The organism is Yoonia ponticola (assembly GCF_014199395.1).
Taxonomy (GTDB): domain Bacteria; phylum Pseudomonadota; class Alphaproteobacteria; order Rhodobacterales; family Rhodobacteraceae; genus Yoonia; species Yoonia ponticola.
Genome location: NZ_JACIJM010000015.1, coordinates 36,721 through 55,606 on the forward strand (window position 1 = coordinate 36,721; position 18,886 = coordinate 55,606).

The following is an 18,886-nucleotide window of genomic DNA, read 5'->3' on the forward strand; positions in this document are numbered from 1 at the left end:
CGAAGATTACTGTGGGCGACTGATCTGGCTCTAGACGCGCTAGGACGGTCGCCCTAAAACTTTGCTTAATCACCGCCCGTTGGTGATCGAATTGCAAAGGATCAAACAATGTCGCCAAAAGCTGCGGAAACTGACGTGCAAGATTTGCGAGCGATCCGTGCTGACGATGTTGCAGAAGATGCAGCACAAGAGATTTTGCAACGTTTAGCTGCAGTTCTGGTCACGGCCAATGATGCCTACCATACGCAAGATGCGCCCGACATTGACGACGCAACCTACGACGAGCTCAAACGCCTGAACCAAGCCATCGAGGCGCGGTTCCCAGCTTTGAAACTCGCGGACAGTCCCTCTGACAAGGTCGGCGCACCGGTGTCGGAAAAATTCGGCAAAATCACGCACGCGGTGCGGATGTTATCGCTTGGCAACGCATTCACGGACGACGACGTCGTGGATTTTGCAAAAGGCGTCAAAAAATTCCTCAGCATCCCGCATGATGAACCACTGTCATTCACCGCAGAGCCAAAAATCGACGGGTTGTCGCTGTCGCTGCGCTACGAAAACGGCAAACTGAAACAAGCCGCCACGCGCGGTGACGGGGCCGTGGGCGAAAACGTAACCGCAAATGCGCTGACAATTTCCGACGTACCGCACGAAATTTCAGGTGCGCCCGACGTGTTAGAAGTCCGTGGCGAAGTCTACATGAGCCACGCCGATTTCACCGCATTAAACGAACGGCAGTTGGAAAAAGGCGACAAACCCTTCGCAAACCCACGTAACGCGGCGGCCGGATCACTACGCCAACTGGATGCGAAAATAACGGCAAGCCGACCATTAAGGTTTTTCGCATACGCATGGGGCGACTTGTCCGCGCCATTAGCCGAAACCCAATCAGGGGCTATTGAGCGGTTGCAAAAACTCGGGTTCAGCACAAACCCATTGACGAAAATCTGCACATCGGCGCAAGACATGATCGCACATTATAGCGACATCGGCGTGCAACGCGGCGACCTTGGCTACGACATCGACGGCGTTGTTTACAAGGTCGATGACCTCGATTTACAACGACGCTTGGGCTTCAGATCCACAACCCCACGTTGGGCAATCGCACATAAATTCCCGGCCGAATTGGCATGGACGACCCTCGAATCCATCGACATTCAAGTCGGTCGCACAGGCGCATTATCACCCGTCGCACGCCTCGCACCCGTCACAGTCGGTGGCGTCGTCGTATCCAACGCGACACTTCATAACGAAGACTACATCAAAGGCATCGGCGGCAACGGCGAACCGATCCGTGACGGCCGCGACCTGCGGATCGGCGACTTGGTGCAAGTCTACCGCGCAGGCGACGTGATCCCGAAAATCAAGGATGTCGACCTGTCAAAACGGCCCGCGGACGCAGTGCCTTATGTCTATCCCGAAACATGCCCCGAATGCGGATCGCCCGCGGTGCGCGAAACGGGCGATGCTGTGCGCCGATGCACGGGTGGCTTAATCTGCCCCGCGCAAGCCGTTGAAAAACTGAAGCATTTTGTCAGTCGAGGCGCATTCGACATCGAAGGTCTCGGCGCGAAACAAGTCGAGATGTTCTACCACGACGATGCGCTGCCAATCGTTGAGCCCGCAGATATTTTCACGCTGCGCGCACGCAATGACGCGTCATTCACCAAGCTGGAAAACCGCGATGGCTTTGGCAAAACCAGCGTCAAGAATTTGCTGGATGCTATTGATGAAAAACGGAAAATCCCGCTTGGCAAACTGCTGTTCTCTCTCGGAATCAGACATGTCGGCGAATCCGGTGCACAACTTTTAGCGAACCACTACGGATCGTGGCAGGCGCTCGCCGCGGCAACCGACGCCGCACAAATCGGCGAAGGGGCTAACTGGGACGACCTTTTGGGCATCGACGGCGTCGGCGCCGTTATGGCCACGTCGTTTTTAGAGGCGTTTCAAAACACCGCCGAACGGGACTCCATTAACCGTCTGATCGATGAATTAGACGTGCAAGATACCATCGTGCGTGACACGTCGGACAGTCCGGTTGCGGGCAAAACGGTGGTGTTTTCCGGTACGCTAGAGAAAATGACCCGCGCCGAAGCCAAAGCACGCGCCGAAACGCTGGGCGCAAAGGTCTCGGGTTCGGTCAGCGCAAAAACTGACATCCTGATCGCAGGACCGGGGGCCGGATCAAAGGCCACAAAGGCGGCCGAGTTGGGTGTCAAAACGCTGGATGAAGACGGTTGGTTAACCCTGATCGGCGACGCATGAGCAGTCGGCCCGACGTTCTTTTCCCGCTTTTCGCAGGATTGCAGACGCTTGATGGCATCGGCCCGAAAACCGCGCTGACCTTACAAGACGCGGGCGTTGAAAAGCCGCGTGATGTATTGATGACGCTGCCGATCACCGGCGTCGATCGGCAATTGCGCGATAGCGTGCGTGATGTGATTGCCCCTGCGGTTGTCACCGTCGCGGTCACCATCGGCGCACATTATCCGCCAAAAACCCGCGGGCGCCCGTACCGCGTGCATGTGACCGATGCGCAGACCGAGTTCCAACTCGTGTTTTTCCATGCGCGTGGCGACTATTTGCAAAAGATTTTACCGACAGGGCAAAAGCGGATCGTGTCCGGCAAAGTCGAAATCTTCGACGGCATCGCGCAGATCGTGCATCCAGACCATATGGTGACGCCGGACGAGGCCACGACGTTCCCGGCGTTTGAACCGGTTTACCCGTTACATGCTGGAATCACGCAGAAATTGATGTGGAAAGCGACCCGTTCCGCGTTGGAAAAATTGCCTGATGTGGCTGAATGGATCGACAGCGGTTTGGTCAAACGTGAGGGCTGGCCTGCCTGGGCCGACGCGCTAAATGCAGCGCACACCCCGAACACGGCCCAAGACTTGTCGCCCGAACATCCTGCGCGTGCGCGGTTGGCCTATGACGAATTATTCGCGCATCAGATCACCTTGGCATTGGCCCGTGCGGTGGCGCGGCGCGGCAAGGGAATTGGGTCAAAAGGCACTGGAAGTTTGCAGCGTAAGGTGTTGTCTGCGTTACCTTATTCCCCGACAGGCGCACAAAGTCGCGCAATTGCTGAGATTGCTGCGGATATCGCGAAACCGCTCAAAATGAACCGCCTTTTGCAGGGCGATGTAGGGTCCGGCAAAACGCTAGTTGCGTTAATGGCGCTGCTGGTGATCGTCGAATCCGGCGGGCAGGGCGTGATGATGGCGCCCACGGAAATACTGGCGCGGCAGCACTTCGACGGCTTGCAACCGCTAGCCGCTGACGCGGGTGTGCGGCTCGAAATTCTGACTGGTCGCGACAAAGGTGCAGCGCGGCGCGAAAAGCTGCAAGCGCTGGCCGATGGCGACATCCAGATTTTAGTTGGCACACATGCGGTCTTTCAAAAAGACGTGCATTTTCATGATCTTCGCCTTGCGGTTATCGACGAGCAACATCGCTTTGGCGTTGCACAGCGCATGGAATTAGGGGCCAAAGGGCAGGCGGTCGACGTGTTGGTGATGACCGCGACGCCGATTCCCCGATCCTTGGCCTTGGCACAATATGGCGACATGGATGTGTCAGTGCTGGACGAAAAACCACCCGGTCGGACGCCCGTGCAAACAGCGTTAATATCGACGGGTCGCATGGGCGAAGTCGTTGAAAAACTGCGCAAAGCGGTCACCGACGGCAAACAGGCCTATTGGGTCTGCCCGCTGGTCGAGGAATCCGAAGTCATCGACATGACCGCCGCCGAAGAACGTTTTAAACGGCTGCGCGCTGCCTTGGGCGAGGGCGTTGTAGGGCTGGTTCACGGCCAAATGCCGCCCGCTGAAAAAGACGCGGCGATGGCGCGGTTCGTGGCGGGCGATACCAAAGTTTTGGTCGCAACCACGGTGATCGAGGTCGGGGTGAACGTGCCAAATGCGTCGATTATGATGATCGAACGGGCGGAAAGCTTCGGTCTCGCGCAGCTGCACCAGTTACGTGGACGGGTCGGGCGCGGGGCTGCGGCCTCGACGTGCTTGTTGTTGTTCCAAGAACCCATGTCCGAAACGGGACGGCGGCGACTGGAAATTTTGCGCGAAACCGAAGACGGGTTCCGCATCTCCGAAGAAGACCTGATGATGCGGGGCGCGGGCGACGTGATCGGCACGGCGCAATCGGGACTGCCACGGTTCCGGATCGCAGATCTCGAACGCCAAGCCGGATTGATGGAAATTGCGCAAAGCGACGCGCGAAAGCTGCTGTCTGATGATCCCACTTTGGAAACAGCGCGGGGCAAAGCCGTGCGTGTGTTACTTTGGTTAATGGAACAGGATAAAGCGATCCGTTTAATATCAGTGGGTTAACCGGTTTGTTCTAAAAAGTTCACGAATGTTCTCATAAAGTTCTTTACAGAAGGTTTCCAATATGGGAACAAAGTAGCAACAGAACAAACGAGCAACAGGAGCGTTCAGATGGCCAAAGATATCAAATCCGCACTGATCCGCAGCAGCGATACAATCATTTCTGACGCGCTTGGCGTTGCCGCTTTGTGTGTGATGCTTTTTGTCGGATTATCGCTGCCCGCGATGGTCTGACCTGCCTGGGTTACATGTCCAGTTCACGTAAATTGCCTGTCCCACCTCGCGTTTACTGACTTGCCCGTCCCGTCCTATTTTGGGGGCTTTGCCTCTCCCTAAAGGATTTAGAGCCGGACATGTGATCCACCTCCTGCCGCCGCCATCCTTGCCCGGATGTGCGGCGGTTTTTTTATGGAAAATCACTTAGGCGGGTGTTTTGGCAGCGTTAATCGCCTCAAGCGTGGCGTCAAAAGCCAGTAAAATCGATGCATGCCGATTTTTGTATTCTTTCGCAGGTTCTAAAACATCAAGTCCGTCGAACGGGGCCGCAGGAACAGGCCCGTTTTCCTTGAGCATTGCGTGCAACTCAGCGCGGCCATGTTCGATTTGTGCAGGTGTTAACCCCACAACCGCTGATCCGATCACGGACGCCGCCGCCTGACCCAATGCGCAGGCTTTGACGTCTTGGGCGTAGTCGCTCACGTGCCCATCGGTTAACACGACGTCAACAGTGACCGTGGACCCGCACAGAGGCGACCGTTTCTTGGCCGTTCCATCGGGCGATGCGATCCGCGTGGTGCGCGGCATGTCAGCGGCCAGCGCCAAAATGCGGCCCGAGTAAAGTTTGATCATGTCGTTTTCAGCTGTCACGGCATTTGCCCTTTCGCGTTGCCCCACATAGATAGGCCGAGTGACCGACATTGCAAAGGCCCTGACCATGATATTTGACCCCGAAACCCTGACGTATAATGACGCAGGTTTGATCCCCGTGATTGCGCAAGACGCTGAAACGCTTGAAGTTTTGATGATGGCGTGGATGAACACCGAAGCCGTCGCCAAGACATTAGCCACGCGAAAAGTCACCTATTGGTCGCGCTCGCGGCAGGCGTTCTGGATCAAAGGCGAGACATCGGGGCACACGCAAGCCTTGGTCGCGATGCGGGTCGATTGCGATCGGGACTGCCTTTTGGTGACAGTGCGGCAAATCGGGGCGGCTTGTCACACGGGACGGCGCACCTGTTTTTACACAGGCGTTGAAACGGGGTCTGAGATCGAATTGATGACGCCTGACGACTAAGCGACCCTCCGGGGGGAGTTGTTATTGGCGAAATGAAGCGGGTAGGCCGATCATGCGACGGATGTCGTTTTGCGTGGCACCCTCTGCGCGGTAGCTTGCAATGGATTTGGATTTATTGATCTTTGCCAAACGCTTACCGGATTCGTCCGTGATCAAATCATGGTGGATGTAGCGCGGTGTAGGCCAACCCATGAGGTGTTGCAGCACGATATGGATCGGGGTCAACGCTGCGACATCTGCGCCACGAATGATGTGGGTGACACCTTGCAGCGCGTCGTCGTGGGTACAGGTCAGGTGATAAGCCGGATCGCCAGTATCCCTGCGGCGCAGGATCGGCGCGCCGATGGTTTGGGGCAGGTTGTGCGTCTCTAAAGTGACGGTTTCATCCGTGTCGATGTAACTGAGCTGGCTGGGCAGGTGGTCTAACGCTTTGGTCAGGTTAAGCCGGATGGCGTCGCCTGATTGCGCCTGATCCATGGGTCGATTTGTGCAAGTGCCGGGGTAGATCGGCCCATCAGGGCCTGTGCCAGCGCCAGTTTCAAGGATTAAGCGCCGGTTGCAACTGCATGGAAAGACAAGGTTTTTGTCCGCAAGTGCTGCGATGACATTGGCGTAGTCAAACATGTGATCCGACTGACGGCGTGGCGCGGGCCAAGACAGGCCGAGCCACGCTAGATCGTCGTAAATTTGCGCCTCGAAATCCGGTTTGCAGCGGGTGCTGTCGAAATCTTCGATCCGTAGCAGGAACGTGCCGCCCGCCTTTTGCGCCGCTTCAAAGGCCAAGATCGCCGAGTAGGCGTGGCCTATGTGCAGCGGTCCGGTCGGCGAAGGGGCGAAGCGGGTGATCACGCGGCAGGCTGTTCCTGTTGCGACAGCCACGCTTGCCAGTCGATTTTCGCGCGATCTGTGTAGCCTTTGTAGCGTTCTTTGCGACCGCGACGACCACTTTTGACGCCTTCCAGCGGTGGAAACAGGCCAAAGTTCACGTTCATCGGTTGGAACGTTTTCGCATCAGCGCCGCCAGTAATATGCGTGACAAGTGCGCCCATCGCGGTGGTGTGCGGCACGGGATCTAGCGTCTGACCAGTCAATTCGGCCACAGCCATACGGCCCGCGAGAAGCCCCATTGCGGCACTTTCCACGTAGCCTTCAACGCCTGTGATCTGACCTGCAAAGCGCAGATTTGGCTGGGACCGCAGCCGCATTTCATGATCCAACAGCGTTGGTGAGTTGATAAAAGTGTTCCGGTGAATGCCGCCGAGACGCGCAAATTCGGCGTCCTCAAGTCCGGGAATCATTTGCAAAACAGTCTTTTGCGCGCCGTACTTCATCTTGGTCTGGAAACCGACGATGTTATACAATGTGCCAAGCGCGTTGTCGCGGCGTAGCTGCACAACGGCATGGGCTTTGGTTTCTGGATCGTGGCTGTTGGTTAACCCAACCGGTTTCATCGGACCCCAACGCAGGGTTTCGCGGCCACGTTCGGCCATGACCTCAATCGGTAAACAGCCGTCGAAATAGCCAGCGGTTTCGCCTTCTTTAAACTCGGTCTTTTCGGCCGCGAGCAACGCGTCGATGAACGCCTCGTATTGGTCTTTGGTCATCGGGCAGTTGAGGTAGGCGGTCTGCTCTTCAACCGTTTCGCCCTTGTCGTAGCGCGACTGCATCCATGCCACATCCATGTTGATGGATTCGTGGTAAATGATCGGCGCAATCGCATCGAAAAACGCCAGCGCCTCGGCACCAGTCTGCTTTTGAATCGCAGTCGCAAGGTTGCCGGATGTCAGTGGACCAGTGGCCACAATCCATAAACCGTCCGTCGGCAGTTCTGTAATTTCTTCATAAGAAACAGACACGTTAGGGTGCGCTTTTAATGCAGCAGTGACGCTTTCCGCAAAGGGATCACGGTCCACGGCCAAGGCACCACCCGCCGGGATTTTGTGCTTGTTGGCCATTTCCATGATTAACCCGCCAGCCGCGCGCATTTCCCAATGCAGCAGCCCAACGGCGTTCTGTTCACTATCGTCAGACCTGAAGGAATTCGAGCAAACCATCTCGCCCAGATTGCCAGTGCGATGGGCAAATGTCGCCACTTTGGGCCGCATTTCGTGGATAACCACGTTGATGCCAGCGTTTGCGGCCTGCCATGCAGCCTCGGAACCGGCCATGCCGCCGCCAATGATATTGAGTGTATGTGTCATGGTCCGCGATGTACCGCGAACCATGCTGTTTGCAAAGGGCTTAACGCCCGAAGTTAGCGTGCTTCAAACGTTGTGCCGCGTGCTGCACCAAACTGGATGCGTGCGCCGATACCAACGTAAGTTTCCGCGTCGGAACCGAAGTCAGTAAAGACTTCTGCTTGGCCGACTTGCGCGAAAATGTCTGCGCCGCCAGTGATGTTATATTCGACGCCCAATTCTTGGGTGGATACGGCGACGTCGTCGTCAGCTACGAAATCAAGATCAGAGAAGACCGAAAAGTTTGCGCCGATTGGTGTGTTGCTCGACAGGCCAAAAATCACGGCTGTTTCGCCGTCTACGTCGACCTGACCGATGTAGCCGCCGATGTCACCTTTCCACAGCTCAGTGCCGCCTTCAAAACCGAAAGACGTCTGTTCGTCGCCGTTCCCAGCAACAAACACGCCCAAAGATGATGTTTCATTCAGGTGGTAGATGCCGTGCAGTGTCGCACTTGTGTCGTCGCCTTCGAAATCGAGGTTCTGCACGTTTGCCGCGATGGAAAACGACCGGTTGAACGCCATTTCAGCGCCCAAGTGGTAGTTTGTGCCGTTGATGGAATCATCGTCAACGAATTGGTTGTATTCAAAGCCAAGCTCGCCGCCGGTAAATTGCTGCGCATAAAGCGGTGCCGCAGATAGGATCAGTGCTGCTGATGAGAGTAGGATTTTCATAATGTGCCTCAAGTTAGTCGAGCGTCATAACGCGCCCCTTGAGACTGTGGATAAGTCATCACCCGCGGTGTCGCAACGGTTTTGACACCGCGGGTGCTGAGTTGTTACGCGTCTGCATCACCTTCGGGGGTGACGTCGACGTCTTCGGCTTCTTCTTGCTCGGCAATCCACGCGACACTGACGACTTCTTCGCCTTTGGCCGTGCTAAACACCTTTACGCCGCCCGCAGACCGGGACCGGAAACTGATGCCTTCGATTGGCACGCGGATCGATTGGCCAGCAGAGGTGACGAGCATGATCTGATCGCCCATTTCCACAGGGAAACTGGACACGATTTCGCCGCCGCGCATTGCTTTGTCCATCGCAGTGACGCCCATGCCGCCACGTCCGCGAACCGGATAATCGTGTGAAGACGATAACTTACCGGACCCTTTTGATGTGATTGTCAGGATCAGGTTTTCAGCCGCAGACATTTCCGCATAACGTTCCTGAGTGATCGCACCCGCTGGTGTTTCCTCGTCTTCGACTTCTGCATCGTCGGCAAGTCCGGCCATAGCACGGCGCATTTTCAGGTAGGCTGCACGTTCGTCCGCTTCGGCGTCAAAGTGGCGGATAATCGACATCGACACGATTTTATCGTCGCCTTGCAATCGAATGCCGCGCACACCAACAGAATTCCGCGAGTTAAACACCCGCACATCCGTCGCAGGGAACCGGATCGCACGGCCTGAATTGGTGATCAGCATCACGTCATCAGTGTTGGATGCGATGCGCGCGTTGATCAGCGTTGTGTTTTCGTGTTCGCCTTCAAACTTCATCGCGATCTTGCCGTTCTTCATCACATTAGTGAAGTCTGACAAGGCGTTACGACGCACAGTTCCAGCAGAAGTCGCGAACACAACTTGCAGGTCGGCCCATTCTTCTTCGGGACGGTCAACTGGCATAATCGCGGCAATCGACACACCCGGCGGGATCGGCAGAATGTTAACGATAGCCTTACCTTTGGCGGTACGTGACCCCATTGGCAGACGCCATGTTTTCAATTTGTAAACCATACCGTCGGTCGTGAAGAACAACAGTTGCGTGTGGGTGTTGGCCACGAAAAGTGTGGTGACGACGTCTTCTTCTTTGGTTGCCATCGAAGACAGACCTTTACCGCCACGCCGTTGGGCACGGAAATCGGTAAGAACGGTGCGTTTGATGTAACCGCCAGACGTCACGGTCACGACCATGTCTTCTTTTTCGATCAGATCTTCGTCTTCCATGTCGCCGGACCAATCAACGATCTCTGTACGGCGCGGCACGGCATAGTTGTCACGAATTTCGGTCAGTTCGTCACGGATGATCTGCATGATCCGTTCGCGTGAACCAAGAATTTCTAAGTATTCCTTGATCTTTGCAGCGAGTTCTTCAAGTTCGTCCGTGACTTCTTTCACGCCAATTTGGGTCAAACGTTGCAGGCGCAATTCCAAAATTGCACGGGCCTGAGTCTCGGATAGGTTGTACGTTCCATCGTCATTGGCGGTGTGGGTCGGATCGTCGATCAGCGCGATATACTCAAGGATCGATTCCGCAGGCCAGCGACGGGTCATCAACTTGTGACGCGCCTCAGCCGCATCAGCAGACGACCGGATTGTGGCAACAATTTCGTCGATATTGGTGACGGCCACAGCCAGACCACATAGAATATGCGACCGCTCACGCGCTTTGCGCAGCATATAAGCGGTGCGGCGGGCGACAACGTCTTCGCGGAAATCGACAAAGTTGGTCAGGAAGCTGCGCAGCGTTAACTGTTCCGGCTTGCCGCCGTTCAACGCCAGCATGTTACAGCCAAAGTAGGTCTGCATCGGCGTGAACCGGAACAATTGGTTCAAAACCACCTCGGCTGTCGCGTCACGTTTTAGTTCAACAACGACCCGTACCCCGTTGCGATCGCTCTCATCTTGTACGTGGGCGATGCCTTCGATCTTCTTGTCGCGGGCCGCTTCTGCGATCCGGTCGATCATGTTCGATTTGTTCACTTGGTACGGAATTTCGTCGATAATAATCGCCCAGCGATCTTTGCGAATTTCCTCGATATGGGTTTTGGCACGGATAATCACCGAACCACGGCCTTCAAGATAGGCCTTACGCGCCCCGGAACGACCCAGCATGACGCCGCCCGTCGGAAAATCGGGGCCTGGCACGTATTCGATCAATTCTTCAATCGACAGATCAGGGCTATCAATCAGCGCAAGCGTCGCGTTGATAACTTCGCCAAGGTTATGCGGCGGGATATTCGTCGCCATACCAACGGCAATACCGCCAGCGCCGTTGACCAGCATGTTTGGATATTTTGCAGGCAGAACAGAGGGTTCTTTGTCTTTCCCGTCGTAGTTCAGCTGGAAATCAACGGTGTCCTTGTCGATATCATCCAGCAGCGACAGGGCGACCTTTTTCATCCGCACTTCGGTATAACGATAAGCCGCGGCGCGGTCGCCGTCCATCGAGCCAAAGTTGCCCTGACCGTCGAGCAGCACCAGCGACATCGAGAAATCCTGCGCCATACGCACAAGCGCGTCATAGATCGCGCTATCGCCGTGCGGGTGGTATTTACCCATGGTCTCAGCGACGGGCCGCGACGATTTCCGGTAGGGTTTATCGTGCGTGTTATTGGTCTCGTGCATCGCGTAAAGAATCCGGCGGTGAACGGGTTTTAAACCGTCTCGCAGGTCCGGAATCGCACGGCTGACGATGACCGACATCGCATAATCAAGGTACGAGGTTTTTAACTCATGCTCAATCGTGACAGAAGGGCCGCTATATGCGGACTTCTCAGTCATGTTTTCGTCAGCGTTTTCAGGGGTTTCCGGGGTATCGTTCACGTGGTCCGCCTAAGGTTTGGGATCTGCTACACTTTGTTGACCAGAATGTAACAGATACCAGATACGGTGTGCAATGCCCCGTGGGATTTATGCGGTTTTTGCAGGCTATTTCGCCCGTAAAACCATCCCAAATAGGTCGCGTGGATCGTCCGGATCGGCGATCATATCGAGTTCTTTGAAAAACGTCGTGCCTTTGATTTTTTCTTGCACGTAACGCAGGGCGGCAAAGTCTTCAATTGCGAATCCAACGCCGTCGAACAGCGTGATCTCTGCGGCGTCCTTGCGGCCCGCAGCGGTGCCGTTGATGACCTCCCACAGCTCTGTGAACGGGTGGTCTAGCGGCATTTGCTGCAATTCACCTTCAATGCGGGTCTGCGCGGGAAACTCAACGAACATCGACGCACGCGCTACGATATCGCGGTGCAGTTCGGTTTTGCCGGGGCAATCGCCGCCGATTGCGTTGATGTGAACGCCATTGCCGACCATGTTGTCGGTCAGGATCGTCTGCATTTCTTTGTCGGCGGTCGCGGTGGTGATGACGTCAGCGCCCTCGATAGCCTCTTCCGGCGAGCTACATTTGACGATGGTGATGCCCAATCCGGCCAAATTTGCCGCACATTTTTCGGTCGCAGCGGGGTCGATATCGTAGAGCCGCACGGTATCAATGCCGCACACAGCTTTTAACGCGATAGTCTGGAATTCCGACTGAGCACCGTTGCCGATCATCGCGAGAACCCTAGAGTTGGGCCGTGCAAGGTGCTTTGTCGCCATCGCGGATGTGGCCGCCGTGCGCAGCGCCGTCAGAACCGTCATTTCGGAAAACAACACAGGGTAGCCCGTGTTCACATCTGCCAAAAGTCCAAAGCCTGTAACGGTTTGCAAGCCTTCCTTCATGTTCTTCGGGTGGCCGTTCACATATTTGAAACCATATAATTCGCCGTCGGATGTTGGCATCAACTCGATCACGCCGACGTCGGAATGGGACGGCACGCGCGGCGCTTTGTCAAAAATCGGCCAGCGTTTGAAATCAGCTTCGATTTCAACAGCGAGCTCCTTAAGAAAGGTCTCTAACCCGACATGATGGACCAACCGCATCATGTTTTCGACGGATACAAACGGCACAAGCGCGAGGTGGGATGGGGTGATCATGATTTACGGCTCCGGGTTGGACGGTCAAACACGCGACGGCCCATCAGCGACGCCGTAAGATCAACCATCAAGTTGGCGGTCATGCCGCGATTATCGAGGAATGGATTCAGCTCAACCAGATCAAGAGAGCCGACTAAGCCACTGTCACACAACATTTCCATGATCAGATGGGCTTCGCGAACCGTCGCGCCACCGGGCACAGTTGTGCCAACACCGGGGGCCACGCTAGGGTCAAGGAAATCCACATCCAGCGACACATGCAACGCGCCGTTTGCCGCGACAACACGGTCAAGAAACGCGGAAAGCGGACCGCTGACGCCTTGTTCATCAATCGAGCGCATGTCGACTAGCGTCGTTTGACCTTCGGCAAGTGCCGCGCGTTCAGCAGGATCAACGGACCGTAGCCCGATCATGCAGATGTTTTCAGTCGGGACAGCGTTTTTCAGCGGCGGAAAGGCGTCAAAGCCCTCGCGTCCCGTAAAATAACCAACGGGCGTACCGTGCAAATTGCCGCTATCGGTGGTGTCGGGCGTGTGGAAATCGCTGTGCGCATCGAGCCATAAAACAAAGAACGGTTTACCTTGTTTCGCGTAGTGATTGGCCATGCCGGACACGGTGCCAGCGGCGAGCGCATGATCGCCGCCAAGGAATACCGGAATGCCCGTTTGTGCCGCATTTTCAGCGGCTTCTGACAAGGTCTTCGTCCAACCGACAGTGCGTTTTAGATCATGCACCAGCGGGTTGCGCGGCTCTGGCACCGCGATATCTGCAGGCGCGAGATTGCCCAGATCGTTAACACTGTGACCTAGGTCGGTAAGAGCCTCTGCGATACCGGCGGTGCGGTAGGCGTCTGGCCCCATAAGGCACCCCTGACGACGCTTGCCGCAATCGACGGGGGCACCGATGAGGATGCAATTCTGCTGTGTGATATTTTGTGTCATGGCTGCAGTGTGCGACAGCGTTTGGGCTTTATGAAGCGTACATTATGCGCTATTTGGGCTGTGAATGATCATATTGGGCAGTCAAAATGGACGATACGGATAAACGATTGGTTGCTTATCTGCGCCGCGATGGTCGTGCGGGCATATCCGAGATCGCAGCGGCGCTGAATATCACCCGAACAACGGCGCGTAACCGATTGGAACGATTGAAACAAAGCGGCGAGATCGTAGGGTTTACCGTGCTGACCCGCAGTGATGCCGCGACGCATCCGGTGCGTGGATTGATGATGCTTGAGGTTGTCGGGCGCGGCGCAGAAAAGGTGGCGCGCACGCTTACGATGATCCCGCAGGTGCAGGCCGTACATTCCACAAATGGCGTCTGGGACTTGATTGCAGAGATCGGAACAGAGACGCTAGAGCAATTCGATCAGGTTCTGACCGATATCCGCCGCAATGACGGGATTACCAAGTCGGAAACGAACTTGTTGCTTAGCACGCGGCGTTAGAAATCACATTAACGACGCGCTGCAACGATCCATAACCAAACAGCAATTATCGAAAACACTGCGTTCCACGATGCCATCGACAGGGTGAATAATTCCCAGCTGACTTGATCGCACATAATTAGGCGTGGCCCGTCGAGCGACAGCAAATCGGCACCACCGGACGCATCCAACCCGCTACCAGTGCAAGAGGACGGACCGTTCCACCATTTGCGCTCGACGCCAGTGTGGAAAATACCGATGCCAGCAGTGGCAGCCGCCGCAAGTGCGCCCAGATACCCCAAGATACGCGCAGGAATAATCAGCGCCAAAATCCCGATGCCAATCGCCGCCATATGCGGCCAGCGCTGCCAATAGCACATTTCGCAGGGTGGATATCCAAAGAATTCGAACACATAAGCGCCGCCCAATAGCGCCACAGAGACGCTTGCCGCAGTGATGATATGCAGTCGGTTCATTACAAAAATCCTACGAGGGCAAAGCCGCCGAGCAGCAGCACGCAAAAGAGTGTGAACATCAGGCCAAGCCTGCGTTCGATGAAGTCACGGATCGGCTCACCGAATTTCCACAACAGGGCGCCAACGATAAAGAACCGCAACGCCCGCGCAACAATCGCAGAGACAATAAAGATCGGCAATGACAGCGCGGTGACGCCTGACATGATTGTGATGACCTTGAACGGGAAGGGTGTAACGCCCGCGATCAGCACCGCCCACGCGCCATAGGCGTTGAACTGCTCGCTGAATTCGGCGACGGCGTCTGCTTTGCCGTAGAAGTCAAAGATCGGCTGCCCGATGGTTTCAAACAATGCGAAGCCGATGTAATAACCAAACAGCCCGCCCAGCACCGATGCGACCGTGGCAACACCTGCGATTAAGAACGCCTTGCGCGGTGCCGCGATAATCATCGGGATCATGATAATGTCAGGCGGGATCGGGAAAAACGATGATTCCACAAAAGCCACAAAGGCGAGCGCCCAGAGGGCATGTGGCGATTGGGCCAGTGACAAGGTCCACGCATAGAGCCGCTTTAACATCGTGTTCTCCGACAAAACTGCGCGGCTTAGGCCATGGAACCGGCATGGGGTCAAGCTTGTGTCGCGCATCATTATGCAGCAACATCATACGATATGTTATGTGGGGGCAGCTATGAAGTGGCAAGGTCGGCGTGGAAGCCAGAACATCGAAGATCGGCGCAGACGCCCAAGTCGCAAGGCGGCAGGGGCTGGTAGCATCGGGGGCTTTGGCCTGATCGCGGTGCTGGCGATTGGATATTTCTTGGGCGTGGATGTCACGCCGCTGTTGAATGGCGGGGCAGGTGGCATCACCACTGAGACCTCGACGCAGATCACAGCGGCAGACGAACAGGCGGCGCAGTTTGTCTCTGTCACGCTGGCGGATACCGAAGACGTCTGGACGGATATTTTCGCGAACCAGGTTGGCGAACGGTATAATCCACCAACGCTGGTGTTGTTCAAAGGCCAGACGCAATCGGCCTGCGGTGGTGCATCTGCTGCAACTGGTCCGTTTTATTGCCCGACAGAGCGTAAGGCGTTTCTGGACACCGATTTCTTTGTGACAATGGAACAGCGGCTCGGCGCGGGTGGCGACTTTGCCGCGGCCTATGTCGTAGCGCATGAGATCGCGCATCACGTGCAGAACGAACTCGATATCCTGCCACAAGTGAACCGGATGCGCGCGCAATCTGACGAAGCGACGTCGAACGCCTTGTCGGTGCGGGTTGAGCTGCAAGCGGATTGCTTCTCTGGGATCTGGGCGCGTGCCGCCCAAGAGAGATTCGGATCGCTTGAACGCGGTGATATTGCCGAGGCTATGAATGCCGCCGCACAGATTGGCGACGACACGCTTGCGCGCAACGCTGGTCGGGCCGTGCAGCCACACACCTTTACGCATGGCACCAGTGAGCAGCGACAGCGTTGGTTTCAACGCGGATATGACAGCGGAGACCTGACGATTTGCGATACTTTTTCCGTCGATCAACTTTAATTGCAAATCATGCCGTTAGGGTGATTGACGATCCCGCGGGAAACTCTTAGGAGGACGGCATTGGTACGCCGGTGTGGCGGAATGGTAGACGCAGGGGATTCAAAATCCCCCGACAGTAATGTTGTGCCGGTTCGAGTCCGGCCACCGGTACCAATTTTCTTAAAATCGCTAGGTTAAATTAACCGCTTATGCGGCCCCGACCACGGGGGCTGTTTGGCGTGCGTGATCTATTCAGGGCAGAATTGTGGCAATCTGATTCTCGGGTTGTTTCCAGATTCGCATATTTAGGCCAAATTTGCCCTGATTGGGTGTCTCGCTGGACTATGTAGTGGCCAATCTTCACTATTTTGACACAATTGATTAACGCTGGGTCAGGCATGCTTAATTGGCTTGATTTTGGAAACAATCAAATATTGATGCACAGCTGATCATTTCAGATTTTAAGCAATTCGTTTATTAACAAAGTGTTAACGTTTTACGCCGCGCCCATTGTTTTCATTGAGGAAACAATGGGCGCACACTGGATTGTTGTTTACCTTTGGCGAAGCGTGAAATTTGGCCAGCTTTGCCTGAACTGTGGCGTTTTTGAGTGATTTTTCCCTTTTTGAGTCGCAGTCTCATGCTGTAAGACCAAAGAGAGCCTCGTGTTGGGGTGCGGGTTTTGGGGAATCCGACATGCGACCTACGTCAGTTGTCGTCATGTGAAAGTGATATTGTGTCTGTGACGTTGCCTAAGTGGTAATGATTACGATTTTGATTTCCGGCTTGAGCAATCTCGGTCGGAAGGGTGAATGGAGCGAACGAATGCCAAATCTGATTTTTCTGGGTAACTTTAGTCACATTAAAGCCGATCCAACCGAGCGTAACTGGAATGCAGAAAACGCAAATGATTTGGTAGGCATCAGCGCCGACTCGACGCAAATGAGCATCGTCAACGCTGCGGCATATGATTATAAAAACGACGGCGTCATCGTTGATGATGATTATGGCACATGCGACTATATCAAGTACAATGTCGGCAACGGCAGCGTGTCCACTTTTACTGACGCATCTATGACGGCCAACGTGAAGCTCACCCTGTCCGATGGCTCGGTCAAGTCAGTCGAAGTTGTGATGATCCAGCAGCAGAACGGCGATCTGTTCATCTCTGATCTGCAAAACTGTGGCACGCTCGACAACCTGTCCATCGCCAACGTCGAAATCACGGGAATCACAAACAGCAATTCCTCTGGTTGGCACGTGAACCAATCCGTCGATAACACCGTGATTGCACCGATCGAAGACCAACTCGACGGCACGGTTTCCGGCACATCTGGTGATGATGTGATTACGGTGAACTACACGGGTGATCCGGATGGTGACCGTATTGATGCGGGTGATGCTGTTTTGCCGGGTGCGGGGGCTGACGATGATTTGGTCGAGGCTGGCGCTGGCGATGACATTGTGCGGGCTGGTGAAGGCGACGATGTTATTTATGGTGATTCCGGTGATGATAGCCTGTTTGGCGAAGCTGGTGACGACACGGTGTTCGGTGGTTCTGGCGACGATTTGGTCCAAGGCGGCGCGGGCGACGACGTGTTGTACGGCGACGGCGGCGACACTGATGGCACCACAGAATTTGCGCTCGACTGGGATCAGATCGGATCGGACGGCAGCCAGACGCTGACTGTTGACGGCCAGTCTGTCAAAGTCAGCGTGTCCACGCCTAAGAATTCCAACGGTCACGAGTGGACTGTCGAAAACGGTATGCTCAAGAACTGGGACGTGGTCAGAGATTCGACTGCGGATATCAGCTTTGATACCGAAGTCTCCAACGTGAAGTTCACCTTGTTAGACGTTGATCGCCTTGATGAAATCACGATCATGGCGAAGGATGCGGATGGCAACCTCGTTGAGGTCGATTTCGAAGTTACTGGCGTGCATTCGGTGAATGGCAACACGGTGACGGGCACGCAAACCAACGCGCCTGGTCCGGCGGCCAACAACAGCGCGCAAGATATCGACGTGACGATCCAAGGTCCGATCCAGCAGTTGTGGATCGTATTGGATGACGGCCCGGAGCGGGCTTATTCCGGCACGGTTGCCGTGTCTGACATCACGTTTGAAATCCCGTCTGTTGATGATGGTGTGGACGGCAACGACACGATAATGGGCGGCGAGGGCGACGACCTGATCTACGGTAACGGCGGCGATGATGTGATCACCGGTGGTACGGGCGATGACGTGATTTACGGCGACAATGGCGGTAACGCGCCTGTGGGTGACGCGGGCCGTGAAAGCTTTGACTGGACTGGTATTTCCGACGCGCAGATCGACAGCACTGTGACCAAAGACACAGGTAGTGTGTCGGTGACCTACACGCGGACTGTGGACACTGGTAAACATATCTCCGCTCTGTGGGCACAGAGACCCAGAACGTGAACGGTATTGATGTGGGCGACGGTGTTGCGGACAAAAATGCGGCGCTGTTCTCTGAGGCGCAGGGCAAAGGCAACAAAGGCGCATTCGAGTGGGAATTCTCGGACGAAGTCGAGAACGTCTCGTTTAATATCAACGACATCGACGGCGACGGTGTGGTCAAAGTCACGGCCTACGACGCGGATGGTAACAAGATCACTGTGAACCTCGCTGGCGGTAAAGACCTGACCTTAAAGGACACCGATTCCGTGGCTGGCGCTGATACAGCGGACAGCAAAGGCGGCTATGATCCGGCTAGCACCGACGATTACAGCGTCACGGTCTCTATTCCGGGTCCGGTTGCCAAAATCGTAGTTGAGCACACGCAAGACGGCTACAACAACTCTGGCATCTTCGTCACGGAAATCTTCTACGATAGCGTAGGCGATGCGGCGGCCTCTGCTGGCGG

Annotated in this window: 16 protein-coding genes, 1 tRNA gene and 1 pseudogene; 9 read left to right on the forward strand and 9 right to left on the reverse strand. The window is 55.5% G+C overall.

Annotated features, from left to right (window positions below; genetic code table 11):
• The first annotated feature begins 108 nt into the window (after positions 1 to 108).
• The 3 genes from ligA (at position 109) to FHS72_RS18585 (ending at position 4,586) form a co-directional block, all read left to right on the forward strand.
• Complete coding sequence (ligA, locus tag FHS72_RS17215) at positions 109 to 2,268, forward strand: NAD-dependent DNA ligase LigA (protein WP_183530978.1); 2,160 nt, start codon at positions 109 to 111, stop codon at positions 2,266 to 2,268.
• Positions 2,265 to 4,355, forward strand: a complete 2,091-nt coding sequence (gene recG, locus FHS72_RS17220) for an ATP-dependent DNA helicase RecG (protein WP_183530979.1) — start codon at positions 2,265 to 2,267, stop codon at positions 4,353 to 4,355. The genes ligA and recG overlap by 4 nt, the downstream gene beginning before the upstream one ends.
• A 108-nt stretch (positions 4,356 to 4,463) precedes the next feature.
• The gene (locus FHS72_RS18585) at positions 4,464 to 4,586 is read left to right on the forward strand and encodes a hypothetical protein (protein WP_281378350.1); all 123 of its coding nucleotides are present in this window, start codon (positions 4,464 to 4,466) and stop codon (positions 4,584 to 4,586) included.
• A gap of 186 nt (positions 4,587 to 4,772) precedes the next feature.
• On the opposite strand, the gene FHS72_RS17225 is transcribed toward FHS72_RS18585, so the two are convergent.
• Positions 4,773 to 5,219, reverse strand: a complete 447-nt coding sequence (locus FHS72_RS17225) for an iron-sulfur cluster assembly scaffold protein (protein ID WP_183530980.1) — start codon at positions 5,217 to 5,219, stop codon at positions 4,773 to 4,775.
• Between the two features lie 67 nt (positions 5,220 to 5,286).
• Between FHS72_RS17225 and hisI the strand changes: the two genes are divergently transcribed.
• Positions 5,287 to 5,646, forward strand: a complete 360-nt coding sequence (gene hisI / locus FHS72_RS17230) for a phosphoribosyl-AMP cyclohydrolase (protein WP_183530981.1) — start codon at positions 5,287 to 5,289, stop codon at positions 5,644 to 5,646.
• 21 nt (positions 5,647 to 5,667) lie between these two features.
• Here the strand turns inward: hisI and gluQRS are convergent, their stop codons facing one another.
• The 6 genes from gluQRS to rocF all read right to left on the reverse strand — a co-directional run bounded on the left by gluQRS (position 5,668) and on the right by rocF (position 13,511).
• Positions 5,668 to 6,525 carry a tRNA glutamyl-Q(34) synthetase GluQRS gene (gene gluQRS / locus FHS72_RS17235; RefSeq protein ID WP_343042714.1) on the reverse strand — a complete coding sequence of 286 codons (858 nt, stop codon included), beginning with the start codon at positions 6,523 to 6,525 and terminating at the stop codon, positions 5,668 to 5,670.
• Complete coding sequence (trmFO, locus tag FHS72_RS17240; RefSeq protein ID WP_183530983.1) at positions 6,492 to 7,847, reverse strand: methylenetetrahydrofolate--tRNA-(uracil(54)-C(5))-methyltransferase (FADH(2)-oxidizing) TrmFO; 1,356 nt, start codon at positions 7,845 to 7,847, stop codon at positions 6,492 to 6,494. The genes gluQRS and trmFO overlap by 34 nt, the downstream gene beginning before the upstream one ends.
• A 53-nt stretch (positions 7,848 to 7,900) precedes the next feature.
• Positions 7,901 to 8,557: a hypothetical protein gene (locus tag FHS72_RS17245; RefSeq protein WP_183530984.1), complete on the reverse strand. Its 657-nt coding sequence runs from the start codon at positions 8,555 to 8,557 to the stop codon at positions 7,901 to 7,903.
• Positions 8,558 to 8,661: 104 nt separating this feature from the next.
• Positions 8,662 to 11,421, reverse strand: a complete 2,760-nt coding sequence (gyrA, locus tag FHS72_RS17250; protein WP_183530985.1) for a DNA gyrase subunit A — start codon at positions 11,419 to 11,421, stop codon at positions 8,662 to 8,664.
• Between the two features lie 105 nt (positions 11,422 to 11,526).
• Positions 11,527 to 12,570, reverse strand: a complete 1,044-nt coding sequence (locus tag FHS72_RS17255; protein WP_183530986.1) for an ornithine cyclodeaminase — start codon at positions 12,568 to 12,570, stop codon at positions 11,527 to 11,529.
• A complete protein-coding gene (rocF, locus tag FHS72_RS17260; RefSeq protein ID WP_221235462.1) occupies positions 12,567 to 13,511 on the reverse strand; it encodes an arginase in 945 nt (314 codons plus the stop codon). Before rocF ends, FHS72_RS17255 begins: the two co-directional genes overlap by 4 nt.
• Before the next feature lie 86 nt (positions 13,512 to 13,597).
• On the opposite strand from rocF, the gene FHS72_RS17265 reads away from it, so the two are divergent.
• Entirely contained in the window at positions 13,598 to 14,017 is a 420-nt protein-coding gene (locus tag FHS72_RS17265; protein ID WP_183530987.1) for an Lrp/AsnC family transcriptional regulator, read from the forward strand.
• A gap of 8 nt (positions 14,018 to 14,025) precedes the next feature.
• Here the strand turns inward: FHS72_RS17265 and FHS72_RS17270 are convergent, their stop codons facing one another.
• The gene (locus tag FHS72_RS17270) at positions 14,026 to 14,472 is read right to left on the reverse strand and encodes a disulfide bond formation protein B (RefSeq protein ID WP_183530988.1); all 447 of its coding nucleotides are present in this window, start codon (positions 14,470 to 14,472) and stop codon (positions 14,026 to 14,028) included.
• Positions 14,472 to 15,050, reverse strand: a complete 579-nt coding sequence (locus tag FHS72_RS17275; protein WP_183530989.1) for a YqaA family protein — start codon at positions 15,048 to 15,050, stop codon at positions 14,472 to 14,474. The genes FHS72_RS17270 and FHS72_RS17275 overlap by 1 nt, the downstream gene beginning before the upstream one ends.
• 112 nt (positions 15,051 to 15,162) lie before the next feature.
• On the opposite strand from FHS72_RS17275, the gene ypfJ reads away from it, so the two are divergent.
• The 4 genes and pseudogenes from ypfJ to FHS72_RS17295 all read left to right on the forward strand — a co-directional run.
• Complete coding sequence (ypfJ, locus tag FHS72_RS17280; protein ID WP_183530990.1) at positions 15,163 to 16,020, forward strand: KPN_02809 family neutral zinc metallopeptidase; 858 nt, start codon at positions 15,163 to 15,165, stop codon at positions 16,018 to 16,020.
• 67 nt (positions 16,021 to 16,087) lie between these two features.
• Positions 16,088 to 16,173: transfer RNA gene (locus FHS72_RS17285), tRNA-Leu, on the forward strand.
• A gap of 651 nt (positions 16,174 to 16,824) precedes the next feature.
• Entirely contained in the window at positions 16,825 to 18,441 is a 1,617-nt protein-coding gene (locus FHS72_RS17290) for a calcium-binding protein (protein WP_183530991.1), read from the forward strand.
• Positions 18,438 to 18,886, forward strand: a pseudogene (locus FHS72_RS17295) (Hint domain-containing protein); the annotation flags it as partial. The gene FHS72_RS17290 and the pseudogene FHS72_RS17295, both read left to right, overlap by 4 nt.